17 protein-coding genes are annotated in these 20,367 nt (G+C 74.4%); 7 read left to right on the forward strand and 10 right to left on the reverse strand.

Going from position 1 to position 20,367, the window contains the following annotated elements:
- Positions 1-111 precede the first annotated feature (111 nt).
- The 4 genes from AB3388_RS17005 to AB3388_RS17020 form a co-directional block, all read right to left on the reverse strand.
- Positions 112-885, reverse strand: coding sequence for an enoyl-CoA hydratase/isomerase family protein (locus AB3388_RS17005; RefSeq protein WP_495406486.1), 774 nt, complete (start codon positions 883-885; stop codon positions 112-114).
- A gap of 178 nt (positions 886-1,063) precedes the next feature.
- The gene (locus tag AB3388_RS17010; protein WP_495406487.1) at positions 1,064-1,519 is read right to left on the reverse strand and encodes a VOC family protein; all 456 of its coding nucleotides are present in this window, start codon (positions 1,517-1,519) and stop codon (positions 1,064-1,066) included.
- 194 nt (positions 1,520-1,713) lie between these two features.
- Positions 1,714-2,346 (reverse strand): TetR/AcrR family transcriptional regulator, encoded by a 633-nt coding sequence (locus tag AB3388_RS17015; RefSeq protein ID WP_495406488.1) that lies wholly within the window; start codon positions 2,344-2,346, stop codon positions 1,714-1,716.
- 89 nt (positions 2,347-2,435) lie between these two features.
- A complete protein-coding gene (locus AB3388_RS17020; protein ID WP_495406489.1) occupies positions 2,436-2,738 on the reverse strand; it encodes a hypothetical protein in 303 nt (100 codons plus the stop codon).
- A gap of 152 nt (positions 2,739-2,890) precedes the next feature.
- Here AB3388_RS17020 and AB3388_RS17025 point away from each other — a divergent pair, with 152 nt between their 5' ends.
- A complete protein-coding gene (locus AB3388_RS17025) occupies positions 2,891-4,123 on the forward strand; it encodes a CaiB/BaiF CoA transferase family protein (RefSeq protein ID WP_495406490.1) in 1,233 nt (410 codons plus the stop codon).
- Positions 4,120-5,394, forward strand: a complete 1,275-nt coding sequence (locus tag AB3388_RS17030) for a CaiB/BaiF CoA transferase family protein (RefSeq protein ID WP_495406491.1) — start codon at positions 4,120-4,122, stop codon at positions 5,392-5,394. Before AB3388_RS17025 ends, AB3388_RS17030 begins: the two co-directional genes overlap by 4 nt.
- A 19-nt stretch (positions 5,395-5,413) precedes the next feature.
- Here the strand turns inward: AB3388_RS17030 and AB3388_RS17035 are convergent, their stop codons facing one another.
- The 4 genes from AB3388_RS17035 to AB3388_RS17050 form a co-directional block, all read right to left on the reverse strand.
- Positions 5,414-6,445: an Ldh family oxidoreductase gene (locus AB3388_RS17035; protein WP_495406492.1), complete on the reverse strand. Its 1,032-nt coding sequence runs from the start codon at positions 6,443-6,445 to the stop codon at positions 5,414-5,416.
- A gap of 5 nt (positions 6,446-6,450) precedes the next feature.
- Positions 6,451-9,981, reverse strand: a complete 3,531-nt coding sequence (locus AB3388_RS17040; protein WP_495406493.1) for an indolepyruvate ferredoxin oxidoreductase family protein — start codon at positions 9,979-9,981, stop codon at positions 6,451-6,453.
- Positions 9,982-10,114: 133 nt separating this feature from the next.
- Positions 10,115-12,523: a CaiB/BaiF CoA transferase family protein gene (locus tag AB3388_RS17045; protein ID WP_495406494.1), complete on the reverse strand. Its 2,409-nt coding sequence runs from the start codon at positions 12,521-12,523 to the stop codon at positions 10,115-10,117.
- A 67-nt stretch (positions 12,524-12,590) separates the two neighbouring features.
- Positions 12,591-13,310: a TetR/AcrR family transcriptional regulator gene (locus tag AB3388_RS17050; protein WP_495406495.1), complete on the reverse strand. Its 720-nt coding sequence runs from the start codon at positions 13,308-13,310 to the stop codon at positions 12,591-12,593.
- Between the two features lie 191 nt (positions 13,311-13,501).
- On the opposite strand from AB3388_RS17050, the gene AB3388_RS17055 reads away from it, so the two are divergent.
- The 5 genes from AB3388_RS17055 (at position 13,502) to AB3388_RS17075 (ending at position 17,875) form a co-directional block, all read left to right on the forward strand.
- Positions 13,502-14,470, forward strand: a complete 969-nt coding sequence (locus tag AB3388_RS17055; protein WP_495406496.1) for an NAD(P)H-dependent flavin oxidoreductase — start codon at positions 13,502-13,504, stop codon at positions 14,468-14,470.
- Between the two features lie 8 nt (positions 14,471-14,478).
- Entirely contained in the window at positions 14,479-15,741 is a 1,263-nt protein-coding gene (locus tag AB3388_RS17060; RefSeq protein ID WP_495406497.1) for an MFS transporter, read from the forward strand.
- Between the two features lie 63 nt (positions 15,742-15,804).
- Positions 15,805-16,254: a MaoC family dehydratase gene (locus AB3388_RS17065; RefSeq protein ID WP_495406498.1), complete on the forward strand. Its 450-nt coding sequence runs from the start codon at positions 15,805-15,807 to the stop codon at positions 16,252-16,254.
- Positions 16,242-16,943: a TetR/AcrR family transcriptional regulator gene (locus AB3388_RS17070; RefSeq protein WP_495406499.1), complete on the forward strand. Its 702-nt coding sequence runs from the start codon at positions 16,242-16,244 to the stop codon at positions 16,941-16,943. The genes AB3388_RS17065 and AB3388_RS17070 overlap by 13 nt, the downstream gene beginning before the upstream one ends.
- Positions 16,940-17,875, forward strand: a complete 936-nt coding sequence (locus AB3388_RS17075) for an SDR family NAD(P)-dependent oxidoreductase (protein ID WP_495406500.1) — start codon at positions 16,940-16,942, stop codon at positions 17,873-17,875. Before AB3388_RS17070 ends, AB3388_RS17075 begins: the two co-directional genes overlap by 4 nt.
- Positions 17,876-18,049: 174 nt before the next feature.
- Here the strand turns inward: AB3388_RS17075 and AB3388_RS17080 are convergent, their stop codons facing one another.
- On the reverse strand, positions 18,050-18,619 hold the full coding sequence (locus tag AB3388_RS17080) for an AMIN-like domain-containing (lipo)protein (protein WP_495406501.1): 570 nt from the start codon (positions 18,617-18,619) through the stop codon (positions 18,050-18,052).
- 181 nt (positions 18,620-18,800) lie between these two features.
- On the reverse strand, positions 18,801-20,342 hold the full coding sequence (locus AB3388_RS17085; protein ID WP_495406502.1) for a class I adenylate-forming enzyme family protein: 1,542 nt from the start codon (positions 20,340-20,342) through the stop codon (positions 18,801-18,803).
- Positions 20,343-20,367 lie beyond the last annotated feature (25 nt).

The following is a 20,367-nucleotide window of genomic DNA, read 5'->3' on the forward strand; positions in this document are numbered from 1 at the left end:
TCCTCCAGTGGACGAGATCCGGGCGGGCGGGCTGCCTCCGGACCGGGACGGGGCACGTGCTGATTCGGGTGAGGCGGCCGGACGGCGGTTCCCCGCCGTCCGGCGGGTTCCTCAGAGGGCCGTGAAGACCGGCTTGCGCTTCTCGGCGAAGGCGCGGCGCGCCTCCATGACGTCGTCGAGGTTGCCGTTGCTCTTGAGCTTCTCGCTCAGCCGCTCGACCTCCGGCGGGATCTGCGGGCGGAGCTTGCGCGCCACGTTCAGCGTGTTCGCCAGCGACGCCGGCGGGATGCTCAGCAGGTGGTCGCAGAGCTCGAACGCCGCGGGCAGGAGGTCCTCGACGTCCTCGACCAGCCGGTTGACGAAGCCGATCTGGTGGGCGCGCTCGGCGCTCATCCGGAAGCCGAGCGCGAGCTCGGTGGCGACCGACCACGGCAGCGTGTCGGTGAAGCCGAACTGGAAGGCGCCGAGCAGCCAGTGCCGGGCCTCGGAGATCTCGAAGACGGCGTTGCGCGAGGCGACCCGCAGGTCGCACATCCACGAGTAGATGAAGCCGCCGCCCATCGCCCAGCCGTTGACCGCGGCGATGATCGGCTTGTCGATGGTCTCCGCCGGACCCTTCGCGTCGTTCCAGAAGGGGTCGGGCGGCAGGTCGGGGTCCAGCCCCGGGGTCCCGCGCTCGGCGGCCTCGACCAGGTCCTCGCCGGCGCAGAAGGCCCGGCCGGTCCCGGTGAGGATCGCGATCTTCTGGGCCGGGTCGTCGCGGAACTCGGTGAAGGCGTACGCCAGCTCGGTGAGGAGCTGCTTGTTCATCGCATTGAGCTTGTCCGGACGGTTCATCCGGATGACCACCACGTCGCCGTGGTGCTCCTTCTCGACAAGAGACATGAGTTCCCCAGGGCAAGGCCGAGTAGGCGTGGGAGGAAGGACCCGGACCCCTCGGGCGGGGTCCGTCAGACGGTTCCTGTGACGTGATCGGAACCACAAATCGTGCGGCGAGCTGATTCTTTGGATGAACCCCGGCGCTGTCAAGAGGTGACGCGCATCTCGATTTTCGCGGGGGTGCTCAGCCGGCGGGCGGCACCGCCGATTCGTGCAGCCGCTTCATGGTGCGCACGTCCACGAGCTCGGTGAGGATGCCCATCGTGTCGCGGGGGTAGAAGAACGCGGCCGCGGCGTTCGGGCCGAGGTCGATCTGGCGCAGCCCCTTGTCGCGCAGCTCGGCGGCGTGCGCCTGCACGTCGTCGACCATGAACGCCAGGTGGTGCACGCTCGGGCCGCGCTTCTGCAGCCAGCGGCCCATGCCGGCCGAGGCGTCGCGCGGGAGCAGCAGTTCGATGCGGGTCTCCCCGCTGCCGGCTCTCAGGAAGTAGATGTCGGCGTTCTCCTGCGGCATGTAGATGACGCCGGAGTCAGGGTTGCGGTCGTCGTCGAGGGTGAGGCCGAAGGTCCCGAGCAGCAGGTCGGCCGCCTCGTCGTACGACCGCGCGACGACCCCGACGTGATCGATGCAGACAATCACGGCAGACCTCCGCGGCAAGACCCCCGCACACCGACGTGCGGAGGAGGCGGCCTCAGTGTGACGTGTGCGTCAAGTCCCCCGGTGCACAGTCGCGGATCCGGTTCGGCGAGAGGTGAGGCCGCCCCGCCGCCCGTGGGGCCGCGTCGTGGCCCAGCTCCACGGACGGAAGGCCGGCTCGACCCGCTCGACCGAACTCAGTCGCGGACGACGTCGCGGATGAGCCGGCCCTCGAAGAGCTTCTTGAACCCCTCCACGGCGGCGGTGGGCTGCTGGCTGGTCAGCGAGAGCACGCCGACACCCCACGCGACCGACCGGAACACCGCGACCAGGCCGGCGACGTCCTCGGCCGCGATCTCGCCGCGGTCCACCGCGTCGCCCGAGAGGTGCTGGAGGAACTCGGTCACGGCGGCGGGGATGGGCAGCGGGGGCAGTTCGGCGGACTCGGACTCGTGCTCCACCCAGGCGCGCAGGATGAAGGCCAGCAGGTGCGGCGAGTCGGTCTGCAGCCGCAGCATGCAGTCGAGGAGGGCCGACACCCGCCCGCGCAGGGACGGCTCGTCGGCGATCGCCTCGCGGAAGTGCCGGTAGAGCTCCTCGACCGCGAACACGTAGGCGGTCATGTAGAGCTCGCTCTTGGCGCTGAAGTGGTGGTAGAGCGTGCCCTGGGTCAGCCCGGCAGCCTCGGCGATCTCGCGCAGCGTGGTGCGGGCCAGGCCCTCCCGCGCGAAGCGCTCCACGGCCGACCAGACGAGCAGCTCGCGGGTCTGCCCGCTCTGCGCCCCCGCCGGCCGGCCGACCCGGCGCTTCTCGCGAACGATCCCGTCCATGGCTTCCCTTCCGGAGGTCCGGAAGTCCGCACCCCCGGAGCGCCGAGCATAGGTGGCGCCGCCGGGGGTGCCGGTCGATCCGGGACGCATCAGTCCGAGCTGGGCAGCGCCTTGCCCTCCTTGAGCCGCAGCGCCTCGCCGCCGGCCACCAGGGTCCCGGCGCCGCCCCGGACGCAGAGCAGCTCCAGCGCGCCGCCGGCGTCGGTGTAGCGCTTGCCCATGACGGTCCCGCCGCCGTTCGGCGCGGGCGCCGCCCCGGCGCCCGCGGGGGCGTCGGTCCCCAGCGGCCGCCCGTCGCACTCGAGGTCCACCGCGCCTCCGCCGGCGCGCACGACGACGACGCTCGCAGCGCACACCTCGCAGTGCAGTCGCTGCCCCGTCCGCAGCTCCATGGCTGCCCCCTTCCGTCCTGGGGCGGCCGGAGACCCGGCGGCCCTTGCGAGAGATGTAGGTCACATGATATTCAGTCCACCGACTGAATTCCAAGCACGCAGCGGACGGGCCGTCGCCGAGCAGGCGGGCCCCAGGACGAACGGTTCTTCGCGTGACACGGTTACCAGATCCATCCCTTCCGCGCGCCCCCCGGGGGCCGCTCGCCGACGAGAAGGTCCTCGACCTCAGCTCCACGCCGGCGGCCGCGTTCTGCGCGAAGCTGCTCGGCGACCTCGGCGCCGACGTCGTCAAGGTGGAGCCGCCCGGCGCCGGCGACCCCGCGCGCGGGCGCACCACGGCGCAGTCCGGCGAGGTGCTGGCCGCCTCGCCGGAGTTCCTCTACCTGAACACGAGCAAGCGCAGCGTCGCCCTCGACCTCGACGCGCCGGAGTCGCGGCCGCTGCTCGCGGAGCTGGTCGCGACCCACGACGTCGTCGTGGTCGACGGCCCGGACGGCCGCTGGGAGGAGCACGGGCTGACCGCCGGGCGGCTCGCCGCCGCGCACCCCGGCGCGATCGTGGTGGCCGTCTCGCCCTTCGGCAACGACGGGCCGTACCGCGACTTCGCCTCCAGCCACCTCATCGCCTGCGCGCTGGGCGGCTGGATGCACACGTGCGGCGAGGAGGGGCGCGAGCCGCTGCAGGCCGGCGGCGAGATCACCGACACCGTGGCCGGCGCCTACGGCGCGGTGGCCGCTCTCGCCGCGGTCGAGGCGCGCGCACGGGACGGCGTCGGCAACTTCGTCGACGTCTCCTCGCTGGAGGCCGCGATCACCTGCGCCTTCTTCCCGTCGATGCTGTTCGAGTACCACGGCGAAGGCATCGGCCGGCACTCCGACTACATGACCGGGCCCTCCTTCCACGTCCGCTGCGGCGACGGGTACCTCGGCGTCAACGTGCTGACCGAGGCGCAGTGGGAGACGCTCTGCGCCTTCATCGGCCGCCCGGACATGGCCGACGACCCCCGGTTCGCCACCGACTACTACGGCCGGCTGGCCTACCTGCCGGAGATCCGGGCGGCGATCGAGGAGGCGCTGGCGGCCCGCCCGGCGCTGGAGACCTTCCACGAGGCCCAGCTGTGGCGGCTGCCGTTCGGCATGGTCACCTCCCCGCGCGACGCCCTGGACCTGGAGGTGCACGCCGCGCGCGACTACCTCGAGACGCACCGGATCGACGGGGTGGGCGAGGTCCGGACCCCCCGCGTGCCGTTCGTCATGGGCGAGACGCCGTCCCGCCCCGGACCGCCGCCCGGGCTCGGCGCCGACACCGAATCGGTGCTGGGCGACCTGCTGGGCCTGTCCCCCACCGAGCTCGACGACCTTCGGAGTGCAGGAGTGATCGCGTGACCGCGCAGCTGGACGTCGAGACCCGGCCCGCCGAGGCCCCCGCCGGCCTGCGCCCCCCGCTGGAGGGGCTGCGCATCGTCGACCTCACCCAGTTCCAGTCCGGCCCGATGGTCACCCTGATCGCCGGCGACCTCGGCGCCGAGGTGATCAAGGTCGAGTCGATCCAGCGGGTCGACGGCTGGCGCGGCGGCGGCCGCGGCGAGCGGCGCTGGGAGAAGTCGCCCAACTTCAACTGGGTGAACCGCAACAAGCAGGGCATCACGCTCAACCTGACCGACCCGCGCGGGGCCGAGATCCTGCGCCGGCTGGTCGCGCAGTCCGACGTGGTGGTGGAGAACTACACGCCGCGGGTGATGGCCAACTTCGGGCTGGACTACGACCGGCTGAAGGAGATCCGGCCCGACCTGATCATGGTGTCGATGCCGGGCTTCGGCGGCGACAGCCCGTGGCGGGACTACACCGCGTTCGCGTGGACCACCGAGCAGATGTCCACGCTGTGCCACCTCACCGGCTACGCCGACTCCGGCCCGCTGTTCACCAGCACCACCGGCGGCGACCCGCTGGCGGCGCTGATGGGCACCCTGGCCCTGTTCGCCGCGCTCAACCACCGCCGGCGCACCGGCGAGGGCCAGCACATCGACCTCAGCCAGCTGGAGACGGCGACCGCGTTCGCCGCGCACACGCTGGTCGAGGCGCAGCTCGCCGAGGTCGCGCCCACCCGGCGCGGCAACGACAGCCCGCTGCACTCCCCCCACGGCGCCTTCCCCTGCCGCGGCGAGGACAGCTGGCTCGCCCTGGCCTGCCGCAGCGACGCCGAGTGGGCCGCCCTGTGCGAGGAGCTCGGCATCGCCGCCGACACCGACGGCACCACCCCGCTGGCCACCGTCGCCGACCGCCTGGCCGCCCGCGACGCGGTGCGCGAGCACGTCGCCCGCGCGACGGCGCAGCGGGACGCCGACGACCTCATGCAGCGGCTGCAGGCGCGCGGGATCGCGGCCGGCGTCGTCGTGGACGGCGCCCGCATGCTGGCCGACCCGCACCTGGCCGCGCGAGGGTTCTGGGTCGTGCAGGACCGGGAGGGGGTCGGGGAGAAGCACTACCCGGGCCAGCCCTTCCGGATGAGCGCCTCCCCGTTCGTGGAGCCCCGGCGCTCGCCCTACCTCGGCGAGTGGAACGAGGCCGTGCTGGGCGGCCTGCTCGGGGTGGCCGCCGAGCAGCTGCAGGAGCTGGCCGGCGACAAGGTCATCGGGACCGACCCGCTCGGCGCCTGACCGCGCCGCCCGCCCGGGTTCAGCCCAGGCGGGCGGCCTGGTCGGGGCCCACGGCGGCGGCGAGCGCCTCGAGCACGGGGACGGGCACCTCGACGTCCCCGTGCTCCTCGGCGAGGCGGCGCGCGGCGCGGGCGCGGTCCCCCGGCCAGCGGCCACCGGCGGCGCGGACGGCCCGGGCGCCGGCGGCGAACTGCTCGCCCACCCGCTCGGGCGTCGTCCCGAAGGCGGCCGGATCGAAGGCGAGCACCATCGCGCCCACCTCGGGGACGCCGGCCCGCACCGCCGGCCCGCTCGCCGAGGAGCTGAGCACCCCGGCGAGCAGGTCGACCAGGACGGCGATGCCGAAGCCCTTGGCGCCGCCGACGGCCTGCTGCGCGGCGAGCATCGCCCGGGCCGGATCGGTGGTCGGGACGCCGTCGGCGTCGACGTAGCCCCACTCGGCCGGCAGCGGGAGCCCGAGCAGCGCCCGCCGCCGCAGCTCGCCGCCGGACCGGGCGGAGAACGCCGCGTCGAAGACCGGGGCGTCGGCGCCGGGGCCGGAGAAGGCGAGCGGGTTGTTGCCGTGGGTGGCCACGTCGGCCCCGGGCGCGGCGAGCAGCGGCAGCGTGTTCTGGCAGACGACGGCGACCAGCCCGCGCGCCGCGGCCTCCTCGGCGTAGTACGCCGCCCGGCCGAACTCGGCGATCGCGGACACGGCCACGCAGGCCACCCCGGTCTCCCCCGCCCTGGCGAGCGCGTCCTCCAGCGCCACCCAGGTGGGCAGGTAGCCGAAGGCGCCGCCGCCGTCGAGCGTCGCGACCCCCGGCGTGCGCCGGCGGACGCGCAGCTCGCCGGCCGGCCGGACCCTGCCCGCGGCGAGCGCGTCGAGGTACCAGGGGACCCGGAGCACCCCGTGGGTGGGGACGCCGGCGGTCTCCGCGCGGACGAGCGCGTCGGCGATGCGGGCGGCCTCCGGCTCCCCCATCCCCGCGGTCCGGAAGGCGTCGGTCAGCACCGCGCCGAGCGCGCCGACCGGCACCGCCCGCGTCGCGCCGCCGTCCGTCGTCCCCACGCGGGTCAGCCGGCCCGGGCGACGGTGAGCGCCCGGAACTCCTCCAGCAGCACCGCCTGCTTCTCCTGGGCCCGCTCGGCCGCCTCGTCCTTGATCGTGTCGAACCCGCGGATCGTCTCGGGCAGCGCGGCCACCTGGACGGCGATCCGGTGGTTCTCGGCGGTCAGCGCGCCGGTCAGTTCCTCGAGCACGGCCAGGTACTCGTCGATGCGCGCGCGCTCGGCCTTGCGGTGTGCCGTCCTGCCGAACACGTCGAGCTTGGTGCCGCGCAGCCGCCGGGCGCGGGCCAGCACCGCGAACGCCGGCCGGGCCACCTCCAGCGGGATCTCCCACTTGCGCGCCCGCCCGGTGGTGCGGTCGCGGCCGTTGAGGATCTGCGGCGCGAGGTTCACCTTGACCCGGTAGTCGCCCTCGAACGCGTCCTCGAGGCGCGCGGTGAACTCGGGGGCCAGGTAGAGCCGGGCCACCTCGTACTCGTCCTTGTAGGCCATGAGCTTGAACAGGTTCTCGGCCACCGCGTGCGTGAGCGTGTCGGTGCCGGGCACGACCTGCTGCTCGGCCGCGGCGACCCACTGGACCGCCGTCTCGTAGCGCCGGGCCCAGGCCTCGTCCTGGTAGTCGACCAGGAAGGCGCGCCGGCGGGCGATGAGGTCCCCGACCGGCTCGTCGCGCGTCGGGACGGCCACGGCCGGCCCGGAGTGCTCCGCGCGGATCGCGGCGACCCGCTCGGGGTCGGCCGCGGCCAGCCGGCCCCAGCCGAACGCCTCGCGGTTCGCGGCGACGGCGACGCCGTTGATCTCGATCGCCCGCTCCAGGGCCGCGACGCTCACCGGCAGCAGGCCGCGCTGCGCGGCGTACCCGAGCAGGAAGAGGTTGGCGTAGATGGAGTCGCCCATCAGGTCGGTGGCGACGGCGTCGGCGGCGACGGTCTCCACCCGGTCGCCGGTGGCCCGGCGCAGCCGGCGCTCCATCGGGCCGCTGGAGAGGTCGAGCCGGCCGTTGGCCGCGAAGGCGACGGTCGGCCGGACGTCCTGGTTGACCACCACGGTGGTCCGGGCCGGGTCCATGGTCGCCAGCGGTCCGGCGCCGGCGGCGACGACGATGTCGGCGCCGAGCACCAGGTCGCTGGCCCCGGCACCGATCCGCGGGGAGAGCTCGGCGGCGGGGTCGCCGGCGACACGGACGTGGCTCTGCACCGCGCCGTTCTTCTGCGCCAGGCCGGACTCGTTGAGCACGCTGGCCGCCTTGCCCTCGAGGTGCGCGGCCATCCCGACCAGCGCGCCGACGGTGAGGACGCCGCCGCCGCCGATGCCGCCGACGAGGATGTTGTACGGCCCGCTGTCCCCGGCCACCGGCGGCGTGGGCAGCGCGGCGACCAGGTCGCCGCGGTCGCCGACGTCGGCCTTGCCGCGCCGGCGCGGGGTGGCGCCGTAGAGCGTGACGAAGCTCGGGCAGTAGCCGGTGACGCAGGTGAAGTCCTTGTTGCAGGTGGACTGGTTGATCCGGCGCTTGCGCCCGAGGTCGGTGTCCAGCGGCTCCACCGAGATGCAGTTGGACTGCACGTTGCAGTCGCCGCAGCCCTCGCAGACGGTCTCGTGGATGAACGTCCGCTTGTCCGGGTCGACCGCGCGCCCGCGCTTGCGCTCGCGGCGCAGCTCGGCGGCGCAGGCCTGGTCGTAGATCAGCACGGTGACGCCGGGCTCGGTGCGCAGCTCGTCCTCGACGGCGAGCAGCTCCTCACGGTCGTGCACGCGCACGCCGGCCGGGAACGGCTCGCGGCCCTTGTACGAGCCGACGTCGTCACTGACGACGACGACCCGGCGGGCGCCCTCGGCGAGGACCTGCGCGGCGAGCTGCTGCGCGGACAGCCCGCCGGGGATCGCCTGGCCGCCGGTCATCGAGATGTAGCCGTTGAGCAGCACCTTGAAGGTCATCGTCACGTCGGCGGCGATCGCGGCCCGGATGGCCAGGAAGCCGGAGTGGGAGTAGGTGCCGTCGCCCATGTTCTGGAAGGTGTGCGACTGCTCGGCGAAGGGCGCCATGCCGATCCAGAGCGCGCCCTCGCCGCCCATGTGCGTGAAGTGGTGCGTCTCGCGGCCGGGCACGGTCAGGCCCGCGGCCATGCCGTGGCAGCCGGTGCCGCCGATGGCGAAGGAGCCCTCGGGCACGCGGGTCGAGGTGTTGTGCGGACAGCCGGAGCAGAACCCGGCCGCGCGGACCGGCTCGTTCGCGCTCGGCGGCGCCGTGGTCAGCAGCTCGATCGACTCCCGGGGCCGCAGCCGCGCGGCGACCTCCGCCCCGGCCACGGCCTCGAGCCGGCGCTGCAGCACGCGGGAGACGAGCGTGGCGTCGAGGGCGCCGTAGGAGGGGATCAGCGGGGCGCCGGTGTCGTCGTCCTTGCCGGTCAGGCGCGGGCGCCGCTCGGCCGGGAGCCGCCACAGCAGCCGGCTGATCTGGTCCTCCATGATCGGGTGCTTGGGCTCGACCACCAGCACCTCGTCGACCGAGGCGGCGAACTCCGCGACGCCCTCGGGCTCCAGCGGCCAGGGCATGGCCACCTTGTAGACCCGGATGCCGAGGTCGGCGGCGGCCTCGGAGGTGAGGCCGAGCCGCCCCAGCGCGTCGATGACGTCGAGGTAGGCCTTGCCCGAGGCGACCACGCCCAGCCGGCCGCGGCCGCGGTCCGCGCCGACGACGACCCGGTCCAGCCCGTTGGCGCGGACGAAGGCCTGGGCGGCGGGCAGCCGCAGGGTCCGGATCTCCCGCTCCCGGGAGAGGCCGCCGGCCACCCCCTCACCGGCGCGGCCCACGGCCATCGGCGGCGGCGGGACGACGCCCTCGGGGATCACGAGCCGCGGCCGCGAGGGGTCGACGTCGACGGTGGCCGCGGAGTCGGCGGTGTCGTTGAGCGCGATGAAGCCCACCCAGGTGCTGGCGAAGCGGGACAGCGCCCAGCCGGCCAGGCCGTAGTCCAGGTACTCCTGCACGGTCGCCGGGTTCAGCACCGGCATGTGCATGTGGATGAACAGCGTCTCGCTCTGCTGCGCGGTGACGGTGCTGCGCGCGTTGTGGTCGTCGCCGGCGACGGCGAGCACGCCGCCGTGCCGGGCGGTGCCCTGGAAGTTCGCCGTCCGCATGGCGTCGGTGGAGCGCTCGACGCCGGGGCCCTTGCCGTACCACATGCCGAACACGCCGTCGTAGCGCGAGCGGACCGGCCCGTTGTTCAGGTTCTGGGTGCCCCAGATGGAGGTCGCCGCGAGGTCCTCGTTGAGGCCGGGCTCGAAGCGCACTCCCCGCTCGGCGAGCATCGCGCGCTGCGCCCGCAGCAGGGAGTCCAGGCCGCCCAGCGGCGAGCCCGGGTAACCGGAGACGAACCCGGCCGTGTTCAGCCCGGCGAGCGCGTCGCGCTCCCGCTGCATGAGCGGCAGCCGGACGAGCGCGTCCCAGCCGGTGAGGTAGACCCGGCCGGTCGTGCGCTCGAACCGGTCCTCGAGCCGGTAGCTGCCGTCGACCGAGATCGAACCGGAAGTCGTCACAGAGGTCACCCTCACTCCTCGTCGAGCAGGACGGCGCGCTATGTCCTCAGGGGTCCGCGGCGCGCAGCGAGACGGATGCGGTGGGAGCGTAGCAAGGGAATCAGTCCATCGGCTGATTTTTTTGTATCCGGCGTCACACCGTCACGCCGGCGCGCACCAGCTCGTCGATCGCGGCGCCGTCGAGCCCCAGCACGCCGGCGAGCACCTCGCGGGTGTGCTGGCCGAGCGCCGGCGACGCGGCCGCCGGCGTCATGTCCGACAGCGACGTCACCCACGGCACGCCGGGCAGCGTCCGGGGGCCGATCTCCGGGTGGTCGTGCCGGGTGAAGTGGCCGCGCGCGAGCAGCGGATCGGAGCGGTAGACCTCGACGACGTGCAGCACGTGCTCGGCCGGCACCCCGGCCGCGCGCAGCGCGTCCGCGGCCTTGGCGGCGTCCTGGCCGGCCGCCCACTCCCCCAGGACGGCGTCGAGCGCGTCCTCGTGCACCCGCCGCGCGTGCAGGCCGGCGAAGCGGGGGTCGCCGGCCAGGTCCGAGCCGATCACCGTCGCCAGCGCGACCCACTGGGCGTCGTCCTCGACGGCGACCGCGAGCCACTCGTCGTCCCCGCTGCACCGGTAGACCCCGTGCGGGCTGCGCTCCTCGTCCCGGTTGCCGATGACCGGGACCGCCGAGCCGACCGCGGCGTGCAGCACCGGCCACGGGAACGCGGCGAGGCAGGCCTCGAGCATCGCCGTCTCGACCCGCGTGCCGACGCCGGTCAGCCGCGCCTGCCGCACGGCCGCCACGGTGGCGATCGCCGTGTGGACGCCGGCCATCGGGTCGGGCAGCGACATGACGAAGTCGGCGGGGCCGCCGGCGACCGGGCCGTTGGCGGCGGCGGTCCCCGACAGCGCGTCGATGAGCGAGCCGTAGGCCATGTGATCGGCGTAGGGCCCGGTCTCGCCGAAGCCGGTCATGGAGACCGCGACGATCCGCGGGTTGAGCGCGCGCATCTCGTCCCAGGGCAGGCCCATGCGGGCCAGGGAACCGGCGGCCATGTTGTCGACGACGACGTCCGCGGTGGCCACCAGCCGGCGCAGCAGGTCCATGCCCCGCCGCTCGCGCAGGTTGAGCGCGACGCTCTTCTTCCCCTGGTTGTACTGGTTGAAGTAGCCGGAGCGGTCGATGCCGGGGACGTCGTCGGCGTACGGCGGCAGCAGCCGGGTGACGTCGACGCGGGTCGTGGTCTCGATCCGGATCACCTCGGCGCCCAGGTGCGCCAGCTGCATCGTCGAGAACGGGCCGGCCCACACCCACGTCAGGTCGAGGACCCGCACGCCCTCCAGCGGCCGCCGCGCCGGCGGGCGCCCTTCGTGCTGCGGCGTCGAGGCCTCGGCCCACAGCTCCCCCGCCGCGGCCTCGCCCAGCCGCGGCGCCGGACCGCGCGGGGCCGGCCCGGCGCCGCCGAACCGCCAGGCCGGCCCGGGCACCGGCAGCTCGGCCGCACGGCTGCCGTCGGCGACCCGGACCGGACGCAGCGAGTCGCGCTCGCGCAGGTGCTCCCAGGCGAGGACGTCGGCGCCGGAGTGCACCGGCGCGGCCGGCACGCGGCTCGCGTGCGCGGCGGCGAGGAAGTCGGCCAGGGACCACTCGGCGAGCGCCTCGCCGAGGAACACGTCGAGGACGTCGGAGTTGGCGTCGCGGTCGGCCATCGTCGCGAAGATCTCCAGGCCGCCCCACTCCGGGCTGCCGAGCAGCTCCACGAGCCGGCGGTACTCCTCGTCCTTGGTGCACTGGATGAGGACGACGCCGTCGGCGCAGTCGTAGAACCCCCACGGCCCGACGCTGCGGGTGCCCTGCCGGGCGGGCAGGCCGCCGGTGTAGCCGTACCGGGACAGCGCGGTGGCCAGCACGCTGCTGACGGCCGCCTGCGCGGAGACGTCGATCCGCTGCCCGTGCCCGCTGCGGTCCCGCTCGACCAGCGCGCCGAGCAGGGCCAGCACGCCGGCGCACGCGGCGTGCACCGAGGCCAGCTCGCCGCGGTAGCGCAGCGGCCCGGCGTCGGGGTCGGACAGGCTCCAGGTGTTGACCGCCAGCAGCCCGGCGGCGGCCAGCGCGAGCAGGTCGTTCGTCGGGTGCGGGCCGGAGCGCCCGACCCGGCCGAAGGTGGACAGGTCGACGACGAGAAGGTCGTCACCGCGCCGGTCGAGCAGCGCGTCGGGGACCCAGTCGGCGCCGTCCCTGGTGCTGCGCAGGACGACGTCGGCGCGGCCCACCAGGCGGGCGAGCTCGGGGTCGTCCGGCGGGACGATGCCCCCCGACCCGATGACCACCGACCGCTTGCCCGCGTGGAAGTAGGCCGCCGACGCGGACAGGTCCCGGTTCGGGATGCCCGCGACGAACGGGCCGAGCGCGCGCAGCGGGTCGCCGTGCGCCGGCTCGACCTTCACCACCTCGGCGCCCAGGTCGCACAGCAGCCGGCCCGCGTAGGCGGCGGCCAGCGCGTCGCCGCACTCGAGAACCCGGATCCCGGCCAGCGGCAGCCCGTCAGTTGACTTCATCGTCAATTCCCTCCGACGGCGGAACGGTACCTGCCGGAGGGGCCGGGCGGGAACGCCCGCGCCGGTTTCAGGCCGAGGGGACGACCTCGGGCCGCGCCGTCGCCGCGGCCCGGTCGCGGGCCGGCTCCTCGGCGCCGATCGCGCGGATCCAGACCAGCGTCAGCATCTCCAGCAGCGCGTCGCGGTCGAAGTCCTTGCCCAGGTTCATCCAGACGTAGCAGACGTGGTCGACCATGGCGCCGAGCACCTCGGCGGTGAGCACCGGGTCCAGCGACGCGTCGGCGATGCCCTGCTCCTGCTGGTGGGCGATGCCGCGGGCGGCCCGGTCGACGAACGCCTCGCGGACCTGCAGCCGCAGCGTCTTCAGCTCCGGCGTGAAGGTGCCCACCTGCTCGATGAGGGCGATGATCCGCGCCCGCGGCCGGTAGGCGTCGACGAAGCGCTCCATCGCCGCGAAGGCCCGCTCGTACGCGGTCGCGCCGGCGCTCGGGTGGTCGCCGTGCAGCGCGACCAGCATCTCGCCGACGACGCGGGTGGCGACCGCCTGGAAGACGGCGTCCTTCGAGTCGAAGTACGTGTAGAAGGTGCCCTGGGCGACCTTCGCCTCGGCGACGATGTCGGCCACGCGGGTGTCGAGGAACCCGCGGCGCTCGAAGACCCGGGCGGCGGCGTCGAGCAGCGCGGCCTTGCGCGCCTGCCCCTTCCCCGTGAGGGGACCGGTTTCCCGGCGCTCCTGCTGACCGATGCTCGGCACCGCCCCGGCGCCGTGGGAACGAGGTGCGACCACGACCCGATCCCTCCCTCCTGCTGATGTGCACGTACGTGCGCGCCCCATCGTCGCGCGGATCGGCCGTGATCGTAACGAGCCGATCCCGTCCGCACCCCTGACGCGAGCACCGCCCGCCTCCCATCGGGTGAGCGGAGAACGTGTGACGCACGTCACGAAACGACGGACCGCGACCACGCTACCGTGCGGGCATGAAAAGTGACACCCGCGTCACTAAGTTGCTCGGGGTTGACGCCCCCATCCTCTCCGCACCGATGGGCTGGGTGGCACGGCCGGACCTGGTCGCGGCCGTCTCCGAGGCCGGCGGCATGGGGCTGGTCCCCGGCTCCCTGGCCGTCGAGCAGGTCCGCGCCGACATCGCGCGCACGCAGGAGCTCACCGACAAGCCGATCGGCGTGAACATCCCGATCGCCTTCGCGAAGGACCCGGCCGTCGTCGACGTCGTGGTGGACGCCGGGATCCGGTTCGTCACCACCTCCGCCGGCTCGCCGGAGAAGTACACGCCGCTGCTCAAGGACGCCGGGCTCACCGTCTTCCACGTCGTCCCGACGCTGCACGCCGCGCGCAAGGCCGTGGACGCCGGCGTCGACGGCCTGGTCGTGGAGGGCGTGGAGGGCGCCGGCTTCAAGAGCCCGCACGAGGTCGCCTCGATGGTGCTGCTGCCGATGATCACCCGGTCGCTCGACGTGCCGGTGGTCGCGGCCGGCGGCATGGTCGACGGCGCCTCGATGCTGGCCGCGTTCGCGCTCGGCGCCGAGGGCGTGCAGATGGGGACGCGGATGCTCGCCTCGCTCGAGTCCGGCGTCCACGGCAACGTGAAGGACGCCGTCGTCGCCGCCACCGAGACCGACACGGTGCTGCTCAACCGGCACAACCGCAAGCCGATGCGGGTGCTGCGCACCGACCTGGTCAGCCAGGTCGAGGCCGACCTGACCGACCCGGTCCCGCTGCTGCTCAAGGTGCGCGACACCTACGAGGGCGGCGACCTCGGCGCCTCGCTGCAGCAGCTGGGCCAGGTGGCCGGCCGGATCGGCGAGATCCTGCCCGTCGGCGAGATCGTCCGGCGCACGATGGCCGAGTTCGAGGAGCTCCTCGAGCAGCTCGCGGGCCGCCATCTCGGCGACGCGCCGCACGCCGTCCCCACCGCCGTCCCGGCCTGAGCCCGCGCGTGGCCGGGGCGGTGCGGCGGCGCCGTCCGTACTACGGCTGGGTGGTCGTGGCCGCCCTCGGGGTGGTCCTCGCGGTCACCGTCGGCATCTCGTTCTACGGGGTGTCGGTGTACCTCGAGGCGCTCACCCGCGGGCCGCACGCGTTCTCGCTGGCGACGGTGTCCGTCGCGACGAGCGCGTTCCTGCTCGTCGGCGGTGTCGCCGGCGTCGGGGTGGCCGCCCTGCTCGACCGGGTGGACGTGCGCTGGGTGATCTGCGCCGGGGCGGCGTTCGCCGGCGCGGCGCTGTGGGCGCTCGGCTCGGTGCGGACGCCGGGGCAGCTCGTCCTGGCCTACGCCGCGCTCGGCGTGGGCTTCGCCGCCACCGGCACGATCCCGGCGAGCGCGCTGCTCGCCCGGTGGTTCAGCCGGCGGCGGGCCGTGGCGATGTCGCTGGCCTTCACCGGGCTGCCGCTGGGCGGGGCGGTGCTCACGCCGCCGATCGCCGCGCTCGTGCAGTCGCTCGGCGTCGCGGGGGCGGCCCCGTGGCTGGCCGGCGCGTACGTCGTCGGCGTGGTCCCGGTGACGCTCGCCTTCGTCCGTCCCTACCCTGCGTCCCGCGGCGCCTGGCCGGACGGCGACCCCGCGCCGCCCCCGCCCGTCGCCGACGGCGGCGAGAGCGTCGGGCAGGCGCTGCGCACCGGCTGGTTCTGGCTGGCGACGGCGGCGCTCACGCTCGGCATGCTCGGCCAGGTGGGCGCGCTGTCCCACCTGTTCAACGCCGTCACCGAGCGGATCGACGCCGTGGTCGCGGCGGCCGCGGTGAGCGTCATGGCGCTGGCCAGCCTCGCCGGCCGGGTGCTCGGCTCGGCGGTGCTCGGCCGGGTGCGGCTGACCGTCACCACGGCGGTGCTGCTCGGTCTGCAGTGCGTGGCGACCCTCGGCATCGGGGCCGCGCCGTCGGCGGCCGCCGTCCTCGTCTGCACGGCGGCGTACGGGCTGACCATCGGCAACATGCAGGTGCTGCACCCGCTGCTGGTCGCCGAGCGGTTCGGTGCCGGCTCGTTCGGGCGGATCCTGGCGCTGTCCAACCTCGGCGTCAGCTGCGGCATGGCGTTCGGCCCGCTCGTCGTCGGCGCCGTGCGCACCGGGTCGGGCAGCTACCAGTGGGCGCTGGCCGCGGCGGCCTGCTCGGCGGCCGCCGGGGCGGTGCTGCTCGTCCTCCTGCTGGCCTCGGCCCGCCGCGCTCGGGTGGCCGCGATCCCGGAGACCGTCCGTACTTGACGTCAATGTCAGATGACGGGGTACTGTCTGACCCCACCGAAGTTCCGGACCCGGGAGGCGACGATGCGCTCGTTCCAGGACGTGCACGAGCTGCTGGCCGCCGAGGGCGAGGACCTCGGCGTCAGCCCGTGGCGCGAGATCGCGCAGGACCGGGTCGACGCCTTCGCCGACACCACCGACGACCACCAGTGGATCCACGTCGACCGCGAGCGCGCGGCGGCGGGCCCGTACGGCGGCACGATCGCGCACGGGATGCTCACGCTCTCGCTGGTGCCGGTGATGATCGGCGAGGTCGTTTCGGTGACCGCCACCTACGGCCTGCACTACGGCTTCGAGAAGGTGCGCTTCACGGCGCCGGTGCCGGTGGGCAGCCACATCCGGGGACGCGTGGCGCTGCTGCGCACCGCGCCGGTCGAGGGCGGCACCAAGGCCACGTTCCGCGTCACCGTCGAGGTCGAGGGCGCCGAGAAGCCGGCCTGCGTCGCCGAGGACACGATCGTGTGGCTGACCTGATGCGCCCCGCCGCCGCGGCCATCGGGGTCGGTCCCGGTCCGGAGCAGCAGCTCCGCCGCAACGCCGGCCCGCAGACCGACCGCGGGCACGCCCGCAAGGCCGAGCTGCTCGAGGCCGCGCGGCGGGTGTTCGAGCGGCAGGGCTTCCTCGACGCCCGGGTCGCGGACATCGCCGAGGAGGCGGGCGTCAGCCAGGGCACCTTCTACACGTACTACGACTCCAAGGACGCGATCTTCCGCGAGGTGGCCGCCGAGCTGGCCACCCGCATGATCGCCGCGCTCAAGCCGGAGGGTCCCCGCCCGGCGACGGTGCACGAGCAGATCGAGCAGGCGATGCGCCGGTTCGTCGCCGCGTACCGGGCCGAGGCGCGCCTGGTCGTGGTGGTCGCCCAGCTGGGCCAGTCGACGCCGGAGGTCGCCGACCTGCGGCTGTCGGTGCGCGAGGCGTTCGTCGCCCGCACCGCGCACGGCATCCGGATGCAGCAGGCGCAGGGGCTGGTCGACCCCGACCTCGATCCGTGGCTGGCCTCGGAGGTGCTCGGCTCGATGGTCGACCACACCTGCTGGGTGTGGCTGAACCTGGGCAAGGACTTCGACGAGGAGGCCCTCATCGCCACGATGACGCTGGTGTGGGCGCGGGCCCTCGGGCTGCGCGAGCCGGAGCCGGCCCGGCCGGCGGGGCAGGCATGAGCGGCGAGCTGGACGACCGCGTCGTCCTGGTCACCGGCGGCGGTCGCGGGCTGGGCCGCGCGCACGCGCTGGCGCTCGCCGCCCGGGGCGCGGCCGTGGTCGTCGTCGACACGGGCGCAGAGCTCGACGGGCGCGGCGGGGACTCCTCCGTCGCCGAGGCGGTCGCCGCCGAGATCCGCGCCGCCGGGGGCACCGCGGCAGCGGCTCGCTACGACGTCGCCGCGCACGAGGGCGCGCGGGCGGCCGTCGACGCGGCGCTGGAGGCGTTCGGCCGGCTCGACGCGCTGGTGGCCAACGCCGGGTTCCTGCGCGACCGGACGTTCGCGAAGATGACGCTCGAGGACTTCGACGCCGTCGTGCGGGTGCACCTGTCCGCGGCCGCGTACTGCGCGAGGGCGGCGTGGCCTCACTTGACGGCGTCGGGCTCGGGCCGTGTCGTCGTCACCAGCTCGGCCAGCGGGCTGTACGGGCAGTTCGGGCAGGCCAACTACGCCGCGGCGAAGATGGGCCTGGTCGGCCTGGTCAACGTGCTCAAGCAGGAGGGCGCCCGCGCCGGCGTGCTGGTGAACGCGATCGCGCCCGTGGCCGCCACCCGCATGACCGAGCCGCTGATGCCGGAGGCGGCGCTGCGCGGGCTCGCACCCGACCTGGTCTCCCCCGTCGTCGCGCACCTGGTGTCCGAACGGTGCCGGCAGAGCGGTCTCGTCCTCGAGGTGGGCGGCGGCCGGGTGGCACGGGTGCAGGTCGTGGAGTCCGACCTCGAGGAGCTGCCGGACGACGACGACGGCGTCGCCGCAGTGGTCGACAAGCTCGCCGGCGTCGACACCGGCACGCCGTTCGCCACGTCCAACGAGGCCGTGGGCCGGCTCCTGGCGATCGCCGAGCGCAACACCGCGGAGCAGTCCCCGCCGACAGCAGACACCGACAGCTGAACGAAGTGCGCTGAGGCCGGCGCGGAAACGTCGCCTCGGGTCCCGCGGCGAGATGCGCGATCTCGGGCCTTCCCCTGCCCCATGGCCACGACGTCGCGCATCTCGCGCGCGCTCGGCCCCCGCGACGACGGACGGCCGGCCCCCCGCGGGGAGCCGGCCGTCGGGGTCGGACCGTCACCAGCGGTGCGCCACGTCGATCACCAGGCGAGGCGTGTGGTCGGTGTTCGGCGTGCCGGGGAGGACGAAGGCGCGGAAGGGCAGTCGTGCGCGCACGCCGACGCCGAGCTCCGTCTGGCCCTCGAACGAGCCCGCCCAGACCACCTGGCGGAACGTCCGGAAGCCCGCCACCGGCACGACCTCGCGGCGGTCGGCGGGCGTGAAGGTCGGGTTGCCGTTGCGGTCGTAGGGGGCCGCGTCGACGACGACCTCGAGGTAGGCGCCGCCGCGCAGCGGGATCCGATCGCCGGAGCCGATGCCGGTGACCGCCGGGACGTAGCGGACGCGGTACGAGCTGAAGTCGGCGTCCTCCCCGCCCAGGTCGAGGACGAGACGGTCGTAGCAGGCGTGCTGCCCGGCCCGGATGCCGTAGAGGAACTCGGCGTCGGAGAGGTGGGCCGCGGGCTTGGGCTGGGAGCCCCACGTGATGCCGCAGTAGGGAGCGCGGGCGGAGGCCGGGGCGGACAGGAGCAGCGCGCCGAGCACGGACACGAGCGCCAGGACGGTGAGACGCAGGAGGTTTCTCATGGCGCGGCAGAATTCGCCGTCCTCGAGCCCAGCGCTATGGGCAAGAAGCTCCCATGATCACGAACATCCGGGCCCCAGCTTGGCGTCACCTGACAATTGGGGCGGCGTGGCGCTTTGCACTCCCGCCTGTCGTGCGTTAGTGCGAACCCACGCTGACGGACAGCGACCGGCGGCGGCCGGGTCAGCCGTCGACGAGCGCGAGCAGCTCGTTCTTGCGGACCTTGCCCGTGGGGTTGCGCGGCAGCGCGGACAGCACGTGGTACTCGACCGGCACCTTGTAGCCGGCCAGCCGCGAGCGGCACATCGCCTCGAGCTCGGCGACCGTCGGCGCGGCGGCGTCGCGGTGCTCGACGAAGGCCACGACGACCTCGCCCCACGACTCGTGGGGCCGGCCGACGACGGCGGCGTCCGCCACGCCCGGGACGTCGGTGAGCACCGACTCCACCTCGGCGACGTAGATGTTCTCGCCGCCGCGGACGATCATGTCCCGGCTGCGGCCGCCGAGGAACAGGTAGCCGTCCTCGTCCAGCCAGCCGCGGTCGCCGCCGAAGAAGTACCCGTCGTGCAGCGCCGTGGCGGTCAGCTCGGGCATGTCGAGGTAGCCGGTCATCACGCTGTCGGTTCGGGCGGCGATGTGCCCGACGACGCCCGGCGGGCACTCGGTGCCGTCGTCGTCGAGGATCCGAAGGTCGACGCCGAGGATCGGCTGGCCGACCGACCCGAGCAGGTGCTCCTCGCCGGCCAGCGCGCGGCGGTGGTCGTCGGGCCGCAGCAGGGTCTGCAGCCCGGACTCGGTGCCCGCGCCGAAGAGGTTCCAGAAGTCGCAGGAGGGCCAGCGCTCCAGCGCCCGGCGCAGCAGGCTGGGCGGCATCGGCGCCGAGCCGTACTGGAGGGTGTCGAGCCGCTCGTGCTCGCCGCGGCCGCGGTCGACCTCGAGCACCTGCTGGATCATCGTCGGCACCAGGAAGGCGCCGGTGAGCAGGCCCGAGCCGATCGCCTCGGCGACGACCTCCGCGTCGAACTGCGGATGGATCAGCGACGTGGCGCCGTGCGCGGCCTGGACGAACACGATCACCCAGCCGGCGATGTGGAAGATCGGCGAGGCGGTGTAGCGGACGGCGCCGGGCCGCGGACGGGTCTCCCCGCCCAGCCACATCATCGTCTTGAGCATGCGGTGGGACTGCACGACGCCCTTCGGCAGCCCCGTCGTCCCGCTGGTGAACATGATCCCGAGGACGTCGTCGTCCCCGAGCGCCACCTGCGGCTCCACGTCGCGACCCTCGGCCACCAGGACCTCGACGTCGTCCCCGAGGGAACCGTCCAGCGACCACAGCCGGCAGTCGCCGGGCAGGGTCTTCACCACCGACCGGGCGGTCTCGACGTAGCGCTCGCCGACGAAGAACCACTCCGGCTCGGCCCGGCCGAGGATGTTCTCGATCTCGAACGGCGCCAGCCGGTAGTTCACCGGGACGTAGGTGGCGCCCAGCTTGAAGCACGCGCCCAGCAGCTCCGCGTAGGCGAAGGAATCGGTGTCCAGCAGCGCGATCCGGGTGCCCTTGCGCACGCCGCGGGCGGCGAGGGCGTCGCAGAGGCGGTTGATCCGCTCGTTGACCTCGCGGAAGGTGCGGCCGCGGCCATCGGTCGCCACCCAGCAGAGCCGGTCCGGCCACCGCCGGGCGGCGTGGGCGAAGAGCTGGCCGATCGGCCACGGGGACGACGTCACCGGGAACCTCCGGGGGACGGAACGG

It is taken from the genome of Geodermatophilus sp. SMS 5-13, assembly GCF_059428245.1.